Here is a 15,421-nt window from a genome sequence, read left to right on the forward strand (position 1 = left end):
GGCGCGCCGCCCGCCCCGTCATGCGTTACCCCAGGAGGCCACATGCTCCAGCTCGAAGCCCATCCCCTGACGCCGGAGGCCTTCGCCCCCTTCGGCGACGTGATCGACACCCGGACGTCCGACTACTTCCATATCAACGCCGGCCGCACCCGGCGCTACCATGACCTGGCCCGGGTCGAGACCCTGGGCGAGCAGGCCCGGGCGTTGATCAGCATCTTCGTCAGCCAGCCCGTCACGGTGCCGCTGGACCTGAGCTTCCTCGAGCGTCATCCCCAGGGCAGCCAGGCCTTCGTGCCCATGCACGAGGAGCGCTTCATCGTGGTGGTGGCGCCTCCCGGCGATGCCATCGACCCCGCCGAGGTGCGCGCCTTCGTCACCGACGGCCGTCAGGGCGTCAACTATCGCGCCGGCACCTGGCATGCCATCCAGTCGGTGCTGGAGCGCGAGGGCGAGTTCCTGGTGGTCGACCGCGGCGGCGAGGGCAACAACTGCGACGAGCACCCCATCGATATCCGCGTGACCCTGCCGCACGGCCAGGGCGTCACGCCCCAACGCGAACAAGAGGAAACCCCATGAGCCAGCGTCAGTACTATGCGCCCCACGGCGGTCACCCGAGCCAGAAGGTGATGACCACCGACCGCGCCATGTTCACCGAGGCCTTCGCGGTCATTCCCAAGGGCGTCTATCGCGACATCGTCGCCAGCAAGCTGCCGCACTGGGAGAACACCCGGCTGTGGGTGCTGTCGCGGCCGCTGTCCGGCTTCGCCGAGACCTTCTCCCAGTACATCATGGAAGTCTCGCCCGGCGGCGGCAGCGAGCGCCCCGAGACCGATCCGGGCGCCGAGGGCGTGCTCTTCGTGGTCGAGGGCGAGATGACGCTGACCCTGGCCGGCGAGCAGCACCGGATGGTGCCGGGCGGCTATGCCTTCATCCCGCCGGGCACCGACTGGCAGCTGCGCAACGAGGCCGACGCCCCGGTGCGTTTCCACTGGATCCGCAAGGCCTACGAGTTCGTCGACGGCATCGAGGTGCCCGAGCCCTTCGTCACCAACGAGAACGACATCGAGCCGTCGGTGATGCCGGACTGCAACGAGGTCTGGGCCACCACCCGCTTCGTCGACCAGGACGACCTGCGTCACGACATGCACGTCAACATCGTCACCTTCCAGCCCGGCGGGGTGATTCCCTTCGACGAGACCCATGTCATGGAGCACGGCCTCTACGTGCTCGAGGGCAAGGCGGTCTACCACCTCAACCAGGAGTGGGTGGAAGTCGAGGCCGGCGACTACATGTGGCTGCGCGCCTTCTGCCCCCAGGCCTGCTACGCGGGCGGCCCGGGCCCGTTCCGCTACCTGCTGTACAAGGACGTCAACCGGCACATGGCGCTGCCCTACAGCAAGCGTCGCTGATCGCCGCGATCGGCCACGGCACGCAACGGTATGACGACACCCGCCCTTCGGCGGGTGTCGTCGTTCATGGGCAGGGGCGGCATTCGGTCGCGGGGGGGAGGAGGTGATGCACCTCGACCGCTGATCCTGCATACATTCAACTCCCTTCATGGCGTCGGCTTCGGTCTGGATCGGTACCGGAGTCGGCGCTTTCTCGTTGAATTGGCGGAAATTTTTTCCATTTGCGCAAGCTTATGAAATGGCGGGAGATTAGTCGGCATCGATATGTCTGGAAAGGTTTTCCAAAAAATATTGACGACCCTCCCGTGGCGGGTCTAGTCTCTGTATACAGAAATATTTTCCAATAATCAGAACCCGCCACTGGAGGAATCGTCATGGCTCGCATGACTGCCGCGGAAGCTGCCGTTCACGTGCTCCGGAAGGAAGGCGTCGATGTCGCCTTCGGCCTACCCGGCGCCGCCATCAACCCCTTCTACGCCGCCATGCGCAAGGTCGGCGGCGTGGATCACGTCCTGGCGCGCCACGTCGAGGGGGCCTCGCACATGGCCGAGGGCTACACCCGCACCCAGCCGGGCAACATCGGCGTGTGCATCGGCACCTCGGGCCCGGCCGGCACCGACATGATCACCGGCCTGTATTCGGCCTCCGCCGATTCCATCCCGATCCTGTGCATCACCGGCCAGGCGCCGGCCAGCAAGCTGCACAAGGAGGACTTCCAGGCGGTCGACATCCAGGCCATCGCCGGCCCGGTCACCAAGTGGGCCATCACGGTGCGCGAGCCGGCCCAGGTGCCGCGTGCCTTCCAGCAGGCCTTCCAGATCATGCGCAGCTCGCGCCCGGGCCCGGTGCTGCTCGACCTGCCGATCGACGTGCAGATGACCGAGATCGAGTTCGATCCGGACACCTACGAGCCGCTGCAGGGCTACAAGCCCGCCGCGACCCGTGCCCAGATCGAGAAGGCGCTGGGCATGCTCGACGAGGCCGACAAGCCGCTGCTGGTGGCCGGGGGCGGCATCATCAATGCCGATGCCAGCGACCTGCTCACCGAGTTCGCCGAGATCACCGGGGTGCCGGTCATCCCGACCCTGATGGGCTGGGGCACCATCCCGGACGATCACCAGCTGATGGCCGGCATGGTGGGGCTGCAGACCTCGCACCGCTACGGTAACGCCACCATGCTCGAAGCCGACTTCGTGATGGGCATCGGCAACCGCTGGGCCAACCGCCACACCGGCGATCTGGCCACCTACACCGAGGGTCGCAAGTTCGTTCACGTCGACATCGAGCCGTTCCAGATCGGTCGTATCTTCGGCCCGGACCTCGGCATCGTCTCCGACGCCAAGGCGGCCCTGGAGCTGTTCGTCGAAGTGGCCAAGGAATGGAAGGCCGCGGGCAAGCTGAAGGATCGCAGCCAGTGGGCCGAGGAGTGCCAGGAGCGCAAGCGCACCATGCTGCGCAAGACCGATTTCAAGGAAACGCCGGTCAAGCCCCAGCGCGTCTATCAGGAAATGAACAAGGCGTTCGGCAAGAACACCCGCTACGTGACGGCCATCGGCCTGTCGCAGATCGCCGGCGCCCAGTTCCTGCACGTCTACAAGCCGCGCCACTGGATCAACTGCGGCCAGGCGGGCCCGCTGGGCTGGACCATTCCGGCCGCGCTCGGCGTGCGCCGCGCCGATCCGGAGGCGGACATCGTGGCGCTGTCCGGCGACTATGACTTCCAGTTCATGATCGAAGAGCTGGCGGTGGGCGCGCAGTTCAACCTGCCCTACATCCACGTGCTGGTGAACAACTCCTACCTGGGGCTGATCCGTCAGGCGCAGCGCGGCTTCGACATGGACTATCAGGTGCAGCTGTCCTTCGAGAACATCAACTGCCCGGACATCAACGGTTACGGCGTCGACCATGTCTCCGTGGTCGAGGGCCTGGGGTGCAAGGCGATCCGCGTGACCGACCCCGAGGAAATCGCTCCGGCGCTGGAGCAAGCCAAGCAGCTCAAGGATCAGCACAAGGTGCCGGTCGTGGTGGAGGTGATTCTCGAGCGGGTGACCAACATCTCGATGAGCGGCAAGGACTTGAGCACTGTCAACGAGTTCGAGGCGCTGGCCGAGAACGAAGCAGACGCACCGAGCTCCATCGCCGCCCTGCGCTGAGCACGGCCGTCGCCCGGCCGCCGGTGGGGACCGGCGGTCGGGCGGCCCGAGACGTACGCTGACATACACGAGAAGACACAGGGAGATTCACATGGCCAAGTTCGCCGCCAATCTCAGCATGCTGTTCACCGAGGTCGACTTCCTCGACCGCTTCCAGGCCGCCGCCGAGGCCGGCTTCAAGGGCGTGGAGTACCTCTTCCCCTACGACTTCGAGGCCGCCGAGATCAAGCAGCGCCTCGACGACAACGGCCTGAGCCAGGTGCTGTTCAACCTGCCGGCCGGTGACTGGGGCGCCGGCGAGCGCGGCATCGCCTGCCACCCGGACCGCGTCGAGGAGTTCCGCGCCGGGGTCGACCGCGCCATCGAGTATGCCAAGGTGCTCGGCAACACCCAGGTCAACTGCCTGGCCGGCATCCAGCCGGAGGGCGTCAGCGACGACCAGGCGCGCCAGACCCTGGTCGACAACCTGCGCTTCGCCGCCGACAAGCTCGAGGCCGCCGGCATCCTGCTGATCGCCGAGCCGATCAACACCCGCGACATCCCGGGCTTCTTCCTCAATCGCACCGAGCAGGCCCTGGCGCTCTTCGACGAGGTGGGCTCGAGCAACCTGAAGCTGCAGTACGACATCTATCACATGCAGATCATGGAAGGGGACCTGGCCCCGACCATCGAGAAGCACTTCGATCGCATCGCCCACGTGCAGCTGGCCGACAACCCGGGGCGCCACGAGCCGGGCACCGGCGAGATCAACTATCCCTTCCTGTTCGCGCACCTCGATCGCCTGGGCTACCAGGGCTGGATCGGCTGCGAGTACAAGCCCCAGGCGGGCACCAGGGAAGGGCTGGGCTGGCTGGACGCCGCACGCTGAAAGCGTTTCACCCCAGGAATGATCGAGAGACGACGCGACTCACGCAAGTGACAGGAGAATCATCATGAGCAAGATCGGTTTCATCGGACTGGGCATCATGGGCCGCCCCATGGCGGGCCACCTGCTGGACGCCGGCCACGAGCTGACCACCGTCAAGCGCGGCACCCTGGACGAGACCCTGGCCTCCAAGGGCATGAAGGAGCTCGATAATCCCAAGGCGGTCGCCGAGGCCTCCGAGGTCGTCATCACCATGGTGCCGGACACCCCCGACGTCGAAGAGGTGCTGTTCGGCGAGGGCGGCGTGATCGAGGGCCTCAAGCCCGGCACCCTGGTGATCGACATGAGCTCGATCGCCCCGCTGGCCACCCAGGAGTTCGCCAAGCGCATCCAGGACGCCGGCGGCGAATACGTCGACGCCCCGGTCTCCGGCGGCGAGGGCGGTGCTATCAACGCCGCCCTGACCATCATGGTCGGCGCGTCCCAGGAAGGCTTCGAGCGCGCCAATCCGCTGCTCGAGGTCATGGGCAAGACCATCACCCACATCGGTGAGCAGGGTGCCGGCCAGACCTGCAAGGTGGCCAACCAGATCGTCGTCGCCCTGACCATCGAGGCCGTCTCCGAGGGCCTGCTGTTCGCCTCCAAGGCGGGCGCCGACGTGGCCAAGGTCCGCGAGTCCCTGCTCGGCGGCCTGGCCCAGTCGAAGATCCTCGACGTCCACGGCGAGCGCATGATCAACCGCACCTTCGATCCGGGCTTCAAGATCAAGCTCCACCAGAAGGACCTCAACCTGGCATTGGAAGGCGCGCGCAGCCTCAACCTCGCGCTGCCCGGCACCGCCAATGCCCAGCAGCTGTTCCAGGCCTGCGTCGCCCACGGCGGCGGCGACTGGGACCACGCCGGCATCGCCCGCGCCCTGGAGCAGCTCGCCGATCACGAGATCGGCAACCGCTGAGTCCGTGCCGCCGGTCGTCGGGCGACGGCCGGCGGAGGACAGGGGAGGTGACTGCTCCCTGATGGCAGGCGTCGGGTCGTCGTCTGCCTGGGCCGTCGCTTGACGGCCTTTTGCCCGGTGTCGAGTCTTCCCCTTTAGACCCCAGGCTCGTCACCGGGCCCTTTTTTCGAAGGAGACCCCCGAATGAATGCCCTTTCCCCCCTGCTTTCCCGCGAGCGGCCCGAGGCGGCGCGTGCCTGGCTGAGGCGGCTCGGCGAGACCGCCGTCTCGGCCGTGCATCCCGATACGTTGCTGCCCGACCGGCTGCCCGACCCCCCGGCCGGCCGCACCCTGGTGGTAGGGGCCGGCAAGGCGGCGGCCGCCATGGCGGCCGCCCTGGAACGTGCCTGGCAGGCGCGCCATCCCGAGGCGCCGCTGTCCGGCCTGGTGGTGACCCGCTACGGCCATGGCGCCGAGTGTCGCCACATCGAGGTCCTCGAGGCCTCCCATCCCATGCCCGACGACCTCAGCGAGCGGGCCGCCCGCCGCATGCTCGAGGCCGTCGAGGACCTGGGCGAGGACGACCTGGTCATCGCCCTGATCTCCGGTGGCGGCTCGGCGCTGATGACGCTGCCGGCCCCGGGCATCGCGCTGTCCGAGAAGCAGGCGATCAACAAGGCGCTGCTGCGCAGCGGCGCGCCGATTCGCGAGATCAACACCGTGCGTCGCCACCTGTCGGCGATCAAGGGCGGCCGCCTGGCCGCCGCCGCCCATCCGGCCCGGGTGCTGACCTGGTTGATCTCCGACGTGCCCGGCGACGAGGCCTCGCTGATCGCCTCCGGGCCGACCCTGCCCGACGCCAGCACCCCGGCCGAGGCCCTGGCGATCCTCGAGCGTCACGGCATCGAGATCTCCGCGGCGGTGCGCGAGCAGCTGGCGGGCAACACCGAGGCCCCGCGTCCCGAGGATCCGGGCTTCGCCCGGGACGACAGCGAGATCCTGGCCCGCGCCCGGGATGCCCTGGCCGCGGCCCGCCTGGCCGCCGAGGACGAGGGTATCGAGGTGCGCCTGCTGGGCGACGACCTGGAAGGCGAGGCCCGGGAGCTGGGCCGGGCCCAGGGGCGCATGGCGCTGTCGGCCCAGGACGGCCTGGATAGGCCGCTGGTGATCCTGTCCGGCGGCGAGACCAGCGTGACGGTCACCGGCGACGGCCGCGGCGGGCGCAACGTCGAGTACCTGCTGGGGCTGTTCGCCACCCTCGAGGGCGCCGAGGGCATCCATGCCCTGGCCATCGATACCGACGGCATCGACGGCTCCGAGGACAACGCCGGCGCCATCTTCGGCCCCGACTGCTGGACGCGCATGCGCTCGCTGGGTCTCGAGCCCGACGATTATCTGTCACGCAATGACGCTTATACTTTCTTCGAGGCGCTGGACGACCTGATCATGACCGGGCCGACGCGCACCAACGTCAACGACTTTCGTGCCATCCTGGTACTGCCGAGGAGCTCATGACGACACTGCCGCCCCATGCCCCGATCCACGAGCCGATCCGTCGCACCAAGATCGTCGCCACCCTGGGCCCCGCCAGCGACCGCGAGGGCGTACTGGAGAGGATGATCGCCGCCGGCGTCGACGTGGTGCGCCTCAACTTCTCCCACGGCTCGGCCGACGACCACCGCCGCCGGCTGGCCGCGGTGCGCGAGATCGCCGCCCGCCAGGGCCGCAGCGTCGCCGCCCTGGGCGACCTCCAGGGCCCCAAGATCCGCATCGCCCGCTTCCGCGACGGCAGGGTCACCCTCGCCGAGGGCGCGCCCTTCGTCATCGACGTGGCGCTGGACGGCGAGGCCGGCGATGCCGAGCGGGTGGGCTGCGACTACGCCGCCCTGGCCGACGACGTGGCCGCCGGCGATCGCCTGCTGCTCGACGACGGCCGGCTGGTGCTCGACGTCGAGCGGGTCGACGGCAGCGCCATCCACACCACCGTGGCGGTGGGCGGCGAGCTGTCCAACAACAAGGGCATCAACAAGCAGGGCGGCGGCCTCTCGGCCCCGGCGCTGACCGACAAGGACCGCGCCGACCTGGCCACCGCCATCGACATCGGCGTCGACTACCTGGCGGTGTCCTTCCCGCGCAGCGCCGCCGACATGGCCGAGGCCCGCGAGCTCCTGGGAGAAGCCGGCCAGGAAATCGGCCTGGTGGCCAAGCTCGAGCGTGCCGAGGCGGTGGCCAGTGACGCCACCCTGGACGCCATCATCGAGGCCAGCGAGGCGGTGATGGTGGCCCGCGGCGACCTGGGCGTGGAGATCGGCGACGAGAAGCTGATCGGCACCCAGAAGCGCATCATCAAGCGCGCCCGCCAGCTCAACCGGGCGGTGATCACCGCCACCCAGATGATGGAGTCGATGATCGAGGCGCCGCTGCCCACCCGGGCCGAGGTGTTCGACGTGGCCAACGCCGTGCTCGACGCCACCGACGCGGTGATGCTGTCCGCCGAGACCGCCGCCGGCGGCTTCCCTGTGGAGACGGTGGAGGCCATGGCGCGGGTCTGCCTGGGCGCCGAGCGCGAGCGCATCGCCCAGGAATCCGGCCACCGCATCCACGAGGGCTTCTCGCGGATCGACGAGACCATCGCCCTGTCGGCGATGTACGCCGCCAACCACCTCACCGGAGTGGCGGCCATCGCCTGCATGACCGCCACCGGCTACACGCCGCTGATCGCCTCGCGGATCCGCTCGGGGCTGCCGATCGTCGGGCTGGCCCACAACCCGATCGCCCAGCGGCGCATGGCGCTGTATCGCGGGGTGATCTCGCTGCCCTTCGACACCAGCGAGATGGCCGCCACCGAGCTCAACGACCGGGCCCTGGAGCGGGTGGTGGCTCAGGGCCTCGCCGAGCCCGGGGATCACGTCATCCTCACCCGCGGCGATCACATGAACGCCCACGGCGGCACCAACACCCTCAAGATCCTCGACGTCAACGCCCGTCATCGCACCGACTAGCCCCGATCCAAGTTCCTTGCTCGCCTGACCCGGCCGTTCCCGACGGCCGGGTCTTTCTTTTGGTATTGTTGTATACAATGTTGTCGGGGCGATGTGGCCAGCCGACCCCAAACATGCGACAGTTCAGGGAGAAAACCGTGGAGACCCATCTCATGAGCCATGCCTGGCACGAGGAAATGCAGGCCGAAATCAAGGCCGGCGCCCGCGTCAGCGACCGCGACATCGCCGACAAGGTGCGCCACGCGGTGCTGATGCAGCGGCTGCCGCCGGGCACCAAGCTGCCCGAGATCACCCTGGGCGAGGTCTTCGGCGTGAGCCGTTCGGTGGTGCGCAAGGCCCTGACGCGGCTGGCCTCCGAGCATGTCATCGACCAGCGGCCCAACCAGGTGGCCCGGGTGCGGGCGCCGAGCATCGAGGAGACCCGCGAGACCTTCGAGGCGCGTCGCCTGGTGGAGGGTGAGGTGGCGGCCCAGCTGGCCGGGCGGCTCTCGCCGGAGGCGCTGGAGGCGCTGACCGAGCAGGCCCGGGCCGAGGTCGAGGACTACCGGCGGGGCGACGAGCCGGCGCGCATCGAGCGCTCCCTGACCCTGCACCACCGGCTGGCCGAATACGCGCCCAATCGCGTGCTGGGCGGCATGCTCACCGACCTGGTGCTGCGCACCTCCATCGTGGTGGCGCTCTACAAGCGCGCCGGCCTGGCCTCCTGCTACCAGGAAGGCCAGCACGACCGCTTGCTCGAGCACCTGGCGGCGGGCGACGCCGAGGCCGCCCGCGGCGCCGTGCACGACCACCTCAACGGGCTCGAGGCGATGCTGGACCTGAGCCCCCGGGAGGCCCGTATCGACCTGATGTCGATCCTGGGCCGCGCCCCCGAACGGGCCTGAGGAGCGGGCCCGTGCGCGCGTGCTCCGAGGCGCCGGCCTCCCCGGGGCGCCGGCGGCTGCTCCGGGCCCTGTCGCTGCTGCCGGCCGTCGCCTGGCTGGGCAGGCCCTTGCCCGCGCCGGCCTCGCCACCGCGGCTGGCCGTGACCCTGCACGGCGCGGCCGGCCCCCGGCGGCTCGACGCCGAGGTGGCCCGCAGCCGGGCCGAGCGCGGCCGCGGGCTGATGGGGCGCGACCGGCTGGCCGAGGGCGCCGGTATGCTGTTCCTCTATCCCGCACGCCAGCCGGCCCGCAATGGCTTCTGGATGTATCGCACCCGGATACCGCTGGACATCGCCTTCATCGACGCCGAGGGACGCATCGTCGACATCCGGCGGATGACGCCCTGCCGCGCCGAGCGCGCCGCCGATTGCCCGGTGACCCGGCCCGATGCGCCCTATCGAGCGGCGCTGGAGGTCAACGCCGGCTACTTCGCCGCGCACGACATCGCCATCGGCGACTGCGTCAGCTGGCCCGGCGACGGCGCCGAGTGCGGCGCTCGCTGAGCCTCAGGTTCGCCCCGCCCGCGGCTTCCGGGCGCCCAGGCGCAGCACGATCAGCGCGATGCCCGCCACCACCAGGCTGCCGCCCACCAGCTTGTGCGGCCCCAGGGGGTCGCCGAGCAGCAGCATGCCCAGCCCCACCGCCAGCACCGGCACCAGCAGCACCATCGGCACCACCCGGTTGACCGGATGGCGCCGCAGCAGGCCGTACCAGATCCCGTAGGCGAGGATCGACGACATCACCGCCGTGTAGAAGACCGCTCCCCAGGCCTGCCAGCCGGCGCTGGCCAGGGCGGCCCATTGACCCCGCTCGAACCACCATGAGCCCAGGGCGACCTGGGGCGTGGCGAACAGCGCCACCCAGCCGGCCAGCGCCATGGGCGAGACGTTCGGCCCCTGCTTGATCAGCAACTGGGAGACCGCCCAGCCCAGGGCGCTGAGCAACAGCAGGGCGGTGGGCAGCGGGGCGGGCAGCGTCGGGCCGCCGGCCAGCACCACCACGCCGGCGAACGACAGCAGCAGCCCGGCCAGGCGCCGCGGCCCCAGCTTCTCCTTGAGGAACAGCACCGCCAGCAGGGTGGCGAAGGGGGTCCCCATCTGCACCAGGATCGCCCCGGTGCCCGCCTCGGCCTGTCCCAGGCCGATGAACAGCATGGCGAAGTGCAGGGTCCCGAAGGTCACCGAGAGCAGCGCCAGGAAGGGCAGCTGGTGGCGGGCCACGGGGTGGAAGGGCACCAGCAGGGCGGCCACCAGGGCGAAGCGCAGGGTGGTCAGCAGCAGCGGCGGCAGCGCGGCCACGCCCAGCTTGATGACGATGATGTTGAGGGCCCAGATGGCGACGACGCCCAGGCCCAGGGCCAGGTCCTTGAGTGGCACGGCTCATCCTTGATCGGTCACGGAATGCAGCCGCAGCTTAGCAGAAGACCCGGTCGGAGGGGGCGGGCCGGGGCGGCAGGCGCCGCCCCGGGAGGGGATATCAGAAGGTCCAGCGCACCATGGCCTGGGGCAGCGACTCGTCGGTGTCCTCGAGGCCGAACTTGTTCTCCCAGTGCTGGTACTCGATGCCGATGCCCAGATGCTCGGTGGCATGCCAGACCAGCTGGGGCTGGGTCAGCAGCTGCTGCTCGAGGTCGCCTTCCTCGGTGATGTAATCCAGAAAGCCCTCGAAGGTGAAGTCGGCGCCGCCGATGGTGAAGGGCGCGTTCCAGACCAGGGTGTACTGCTCGGAGCTGCCCTCGGCCGCGTCGCTGTCGTCGTTGCGGTACATGGCGTGCAGCTTGACGAAGGCGAAGCCGGGCACGTCGAAGTCGGCGGACAGCCCCGCGAGGTGGGTGGTCTTGCGGGTGGAGGAATTGCGGTCCAGGTCCAGCTGGCCGATCACGTAGAGGTTCTCGAGGGGGCCGGCGGACAGGTCCAGGCCGGTGGTCTTGCCGATGTTGCCGCGCAGGCCCCACTCGGCATGGGTGCTGCCGTGGTCCTGCTCGTCCTGGGTGCCCTGGTCCAGGTTGGTGAAGTCGGCGAAGAAGAAGCTGTCGCCGTAGGTCCAGCCGGTGGCGTTGACGACGGTGAGGATGGCGTGGTCCTCGTTGTCGATGTTGAAGCCGGCGCCGGCGGTGTCCTCGTAGCCCCAGCCGTAGAGGGCCTCGACCTGGGTGGTGCTGTACAGGGCGGCGCTGGCGCCCTGGGCGACGAGCAGCGAGGCGGCGGCGGTGGCGAGCGTAAGCTTGGTCTTGGTGTGCATCCTGGTGCTCCGTTGTTGGCTGTTGTCGTTGGAGTGGGCCTGTGCGCGAGCGTCCGGCCGCGTGGCGGCTCCCGGCACTGTCGAGGCGGGACGGTCCCGGTGGGAGGGACGACATCGGCGCTTGTTGTTGTATCCCTTGCTTGTGGTGCGAGATGGGGAGCTTTGATCGACAGTGCTTGGATACAGTTATAATTTCCAATGTCTACTTGTTCAATGGCTTTTGTATACGAATTTGCCGGATCGACCCCTCGCCTGCGCCGGCCGCGGGGCGGCGGTGGGCGTGATCGGCGTGCTGCGAGGGCGTCTCGGGCCGTGCGCTCGGGACGCTGACCCGGGAAGGAAGGCGGGTCGGGGAGAGCCCCGGGGTGGGCCGTGCGCAGTGTCGGGAGCGCCGGGACGGCCCCGGGCGATGGCGAGGTGTCGGGCCGTAGGCGGCCCGTCGACGCCCGGCGTCAGGCGTCGCGCAAGGCGGCCAGGGTGCGCCGGTGCAGCTCGGCGGCGGCGGCATCGAACAGCACGAAGCGTACCCGGCGCACGGTGGGGCAGCCGGGGAGGGTGGCCAGCACGGTGGACAGCGCGATGCGCGCCGCCTCGGTGGCCGGGTAGCCGAAGGCGCCGGTGGACAGGGCGGGGAAGCCGAGGCTCTCGAGGCCGTGGCGTTCCGCCAGCTGCAGGGCATGACGGTAGCAGTCGGCGAGCAGTTCGTCGGAGGGCTCGTCGATGCCGTAGACCGGCCCCAGGCAGTGGATGACGTGGCGGTTGGGCAGGCCGAAGGCCGGGGTGATCACGGCCTGGCCGGGTTGGATCGGGGCCAGCGGGCGGCAGGCCTCGGCCAGCTCGGGGCCGGCGGCCCGGTGCAGGGCGCCGGCCACGCCGCCGCCGCTGCGCAGCTGGGCGTTGGCGGCGTTGACCACGGCCTGGAGGTCGTCCTGGCGGGCGATGTCGCCCTGGCGGCACTCGATGCGGGACGCGGCGATGTTCATGGCGGGCCTCCTCGCGGCATGCTGGGATATCCCCTATCAGTCTGGTGGCCGGGGTGACGGGCCGGCAAGGGCCTGGGGCCTCGCGTCCCGCCTCGGTCCAGCCATCGGCGTCGCCATGAGAACGATCGGCAGCGAAATTGCCGTCTTTTCGAGACATTTGTTGCGAATATTCGCGAAAACTTGCAAGTCACCTCCTTCAGGCGTACCTATGGCCGTCCCTTTTGCCCAGGCCGCGGCACGCGCCTGCGTGCCGATTGCCGGCGGGCTCCGCCCGCGGCCCGGCCACCCATAACAATGGAAAGGAGGAGACGGCATGAATCAGCGCGTGACGCTGGAGCCCGGCACCGAGGCCTTCGAGGCCCGCCAGTTCAAGGTCTATACCCATCGCCAGCTCGACAAGATCGAGGCGCTCGAGCAACTGCCCGAGGACCTGCGCTTCGACATGCGGGTGGTCAGCCAGGTGCTGCCGTTCCGGGTCAACGAGTACGTCATCGACGAGCTGATCGACTGGAGCCGGGTGCCCGACGATCCCGTCTTCCAGCTCACCTTCCCCCAGCGCGGCATGCTGCGCCCCGAGCACTTCGACGAGGTCGCCGAGCTGATGCGGCGCGAGGCCTCCGCCGCCGAGATGAAGCCGGTGATCGAGCGCATCCGCGGCGAGCTCAACCCCCACCCGGCGGGGCAGATGGATCTCAACCTGCCGCTGCTCGACGGCGAGCCGTTGCCCGGCATGCAGCACAAGTACCGGGAGACGGTGCTGTTCTTCCCCAGCCAGGGCCAGGTCTGCCACAGCTACTGCACCTTCTGCTTCCGCTGGGCGCAGTTCGTCGGCGACAAGGACCTCAAGTTCGCCTCCAGCGAGGCCGAGTCCCTGCATCGCTACCTGGCCGAGCACACCGAGGTGCGGGACCTGCTGATGACCGGCGGCGATCCCATGGTGATGAAGGCCAAGCACCTGCGCATGTACCTGGAAGGCCTGACGGCCCCCGAGCTGGATCACGTCCAGGACATCCGCATCGGCTCGAAGAGCCTGACCTTCTGGCCCTATCGCTTCGTCACCGACCCGGACGCCGAGGACATCCTGGCGCTGTTCCGCGAGCTGACGGCCGCGGGCAAGCACGTGGCCTTCATGGCGCACTTCAACCACTGGCGCGAGATGGACACGCCGATCTGTCGCGAGGCGATCCGCCGCATCCGCGCCACCGGTGCCGAGATCCGCACCCAGGCGCCGCTGCTGGCGCACATCAACGACGACGCCGAGCAATGGGCGCGCATGTGGACCGACCAGGTGCGCCTGGGGATGATCCCCTACTACATGTTCGTGGAACGCGACACCGGCGCCCGCCACTACTTCGAGGTGCCCCTGGTGCGCGCCTGGGAGATCTACCGCGAGGCCATGAAGGCCGTGCCGGGCCTGGCCCGCACCGCCCGGGGGCCCTCCATGTCCGCCGACCCGGGCAAGGTGGAAATTCAGGGCGTGACGGAAATCAAGGGAGAGCGCGTGTTCGTATTGCGCTTTATCCAGGGCCGCGAGGCCGACTGGGTGCAGCGGCCCTTCTTCGCCAAGTACGACGAGGCCGCCACCTGGCTCAACCACCTGGAACCGGCGCTGGGTGAGCGCGAATTCTTCTTCGAGGCCGACTTCGCCGCCATGAAGGACGCCAAGCAGGCGATGATCGCCAGGGCGTCGTGACGGCCGCGCCGTCTCTCGGGCCGCGGGCCCGGCCGATGTGCCGGGCCCGCTCGCGTTCGCCGGGCGGCAATCAACGCCACCCAAACGACAATCGGCACTACACTGACACGGAAGGAAAAAATCCTCATAGAACGGTCGTTTTTTCGCTAAAGTAGTGGGGCGCGGCTAGGCCGCGGGCGGCCCGGTCGAGAGGCCGCCGACTCCAAGCTTTGCCTACAACGTCAAAGAGGTGCGTCAATGAAACGTCATGCTTTCTCCACCGCCGCCGTCTCCGGCGCGCTGCTGGGAGCCGCCATGTTCGCCTCGCCGGCCATGGCCCAGGAAGACGAGCAGTTCATCACCATCGGCACCGGCGGCCAGACCGGCGTCTACTACGTGGTCGGTCAGTCGGTGTGCCGCCTGGTCAACCGGCTCGATGACGCGAACATCAAGTGCAACGCGCCTTCCACCGGCGGCTCCGTGGCCAACATCAACGGCATCAAGTCCGGCGAGCTGGACATGGGCGTGGTGCAGTCCGACGTCCAGTACCAGGCCTACAACGGCACCGGCAACTTCGAGGATGAGGCCTACGATGACCTGCGCGCCGTCTTCCGCGTCCACGGCGAGCCGCTGACCCTGCTGGCGCGTGCCGATGCCGGCATCGAGACCCTCGACGACCTGGAAGGCAAGCGGGTGAACATCGGCAACCCGGGCTCCGGCCAGCGCAACACCATGGAAGTGGTGATGGACGCCAAGGGCTGGACCGAGGACACCTTCTCGCTGGCCTCCCAGCTGGACGCCGCCGAGCAGGCCTCCGCCCTGGCCGACAACAACATCGACGCCATGGTCTACGTGGTGGGCCACCCCAACGGCTCCATCCAGGAGGCCACCACCACCGTCGACGCCCGGCTGATCCCCCTCAACGACGAGGCGATCCAGGGCATCGTCGAGGAGTATCCCTACTACTCCATGTCGACCATCGCCGGCGGCCTCTACAAGGGCAACCCGGACGACGTCCAGACCTTCGGCGTGGCGGCCACCTTCGTGACCGACTCCGACACTAGCGAGGAGGTGGTCTACCATACCGTCAAGGCGATCTTCGACAACTTCGATCGCTTCAAGCGGCTGCACCCGGCCTTCGCCAACCTGGATCCGCAGGAAATGGTCACCCAGGGCCTGTCCGCCCCGCTGCACGAGGGCGCCGCGCGCTACTACCGCGAGCAGGGCTGGATCGAGTGA

The 15,421-nt window shown here is 69.0% G+C and carries 14 protein-coding genes; 11 read left to right on the forward strand and 3 right to left on the reverse strand.

What is annotated here, in order from left to right; translation table 11 throughout:
• Positions 1-42: 42 nt before the first annotated feature.
• From QC818_RS01480 to QC818_RS01520, 9 genes are all read left to right on the forward strand, one after another.
• Complete coding sequence (locus tag QC818_RS01480; protein WP_309651054.1) at positions 43-576, forward strand: ureidoglycolate lyase; 534 nt, start codon at positions 43-45, stop codon at positions 574-576.
• Positions 573-1,409, forward strand: coding sequence for a bifunctional allantoicase/(S)-ureidoglycine aminohydrolase (locus QC818_RS01485; RefSeq protein ID WP_309651055.1), 837 nt, complete (start codon positions 573-575; stop codon positions 1,407-1,409). The genes QC818_RS01480 and QC818_RS01485 overlap by 4 nt, the downstream gene beginning before the upstream one ends.
• Positions 1,410-1,783: 374 nt before the next feature.
• On the forward strand, positions 1,784-3,562 hold the full coding sequence (gene gcl, locus QC818_RS01490; RefSeq protein WP_309651056.1) for a glyoxylate carboligase: 1,779 nt from the start codon (positions 1,784-1,786) through the stop codon (positions 3,560-3,562).
• A gap of 91 nt (positions 3,563-3,653) precedes the next feature.
• Complete coding sequence (gene hyi, locus QC818_RS01495; RefSeq protein WP_309651057.1) at positions 3,654-4,430, forward strand: hydroxypyruvate isomerase; 777 nt, start codon at positions 3,654-3,656, stop codon at positions 4,428-4,430.
• 64 nt (positions 4,431-4,494) lie between these two features.
• Complete coding sequence (locus QC818_RS01500) at positions 4,495-5,382, forward strand: 2-hydroxy-3-oxopropionate reductase (protein WP_309651058.1); 888 nt, start codon at positions 4,495-4,497, stop codon at positions 5,380-5,382.
• Between the two features lie 183 nt (positions 5,383-5,565).
• Positions 5,566-6,876, forward strand: coding sequence for a glycerate kinase type-2 family protein (locus QC818_RS01505; RefSeq protein ID WP_309651059.1), 1,311 nt, complete (start codon positions 5,566-5,568; stop codon positions 6,874-6,876).
• Positions 6,873-8,363: a pyruvate kinase gene (gene pyk, locus QC818_RS01510; RefSeq protein WP_309651060.1), complete on the forward strand. Its 1,491-nt coding sequence runs from the start codon at positions 6,873-6,875 to the stop codon at positions 8,361-8,363. The genes QC818_RS01505 and pyk overlap by 4 nt, the downstream gene beginning before the upstream one ends.
• Before the next feature lie 152 nt (positions 8,364-8,515).
• Entirely contained in the window at positions 8,516-9,247 is a 732-nt protein-coding gene (locus QC818_RS01515) for a GntR family transcriptional regulator (protein WP_309651191.1), read from the forward strand.
• An 11-nt stretch (positions 9,248-9,258) separates the two neighbouring features.
• Positions 9,259-9,789 carry a DUF192 domain-containing protein gene (locus tag QC818_RS01520; protein WP_309651061.1) on the forward strand — a complete coding sequence of 177 codons (531 nt, stop codon included), beginning with the start codon at positions 9,259-9,261 and terminating at the stop codon, positions 9,787-9,789.
• Between the two features lie 3 nt (positions 9,790-9,792).
• Here QC818_RS01520 and QC818_RS01525 read toward each other — a convergent pair whose 3' ends face one another.
• From QC818_RS01525 to QC818_RS01535, 3 genes are all read right to left on the reverse strand, one after another.
• On the reverse strand, positions 9,793-10,662 hold the full coding sequence (locus tag QC818_RS01525) for a DMT family transporter (RefSeq protein ID WP_309651062.1): 870 nt from the start codon (positions 10,660-10,662) through the stop codon (positions 9,793-9,795).
• A gap of 100 nt (positions 10,663-10,762) precedes the next feature.
• Positions 10,763-11,527: an outer membrane protein OmpK gene (locus QC818_RS01530; protein ID WP_309651063.1), complete on the reverse strand. Its 765-nt coding sequence runs from the start codon at positions 11,525-11,527 to the stop codon at positions 10,763-10,765.
• Between the two features lie 452 nt (positions 11,528-11,979).
• On the reverse strand, positions 11,980-12,510 hold the full coding sequence (locus QC818_RS01535) for a macro domain-containing protein (RefSeq protein WP_309651064.1): 531 nt from the start codon (positions 12,508-12,510) through the stop codon (positions 11,980-11,982).
• 313 nt (positions 12,511-12,823) lie between these two features.
• Between QC818_RS01535 and QC818_RS01540 the strand changes: the two genes are divergently transcribed.
• Complete coding sequence (locus tag QC818_RS01540) at positions 12,824-14,203, forward strand: KamA family radical SAM protein (RefSeq protein ID WP_309651065.1); 1,380 nt, start codon at positions 12,824-12,826, stop codon at positions 14,201-14,203.
• Between the two features lie 237 nt (positions 14,204-14,440).
• The gene (locus tag QC818_RS01545) at positions 14,441-15,421 is read left to right on the forward strand and encodes a TAXI family TRAP transporter solute-binding subunit (RefSeq protein ID WP_309651066.1); all 981 of its coding nucleotides are present in this window, start codon (positions 14,441-14,443) and stop codon (positions 15,419-15,421) included.

The organism is Halomonas koreensis (assembly GCF_031451675.1).
GTDB classification, from domain to species: domain Bacteria; phylum Pseudomonadota; class Gammaproteobacteria; order Pseudomonadales; family Halomonadaceae; genus Halomonas; species Halomonas koreensis.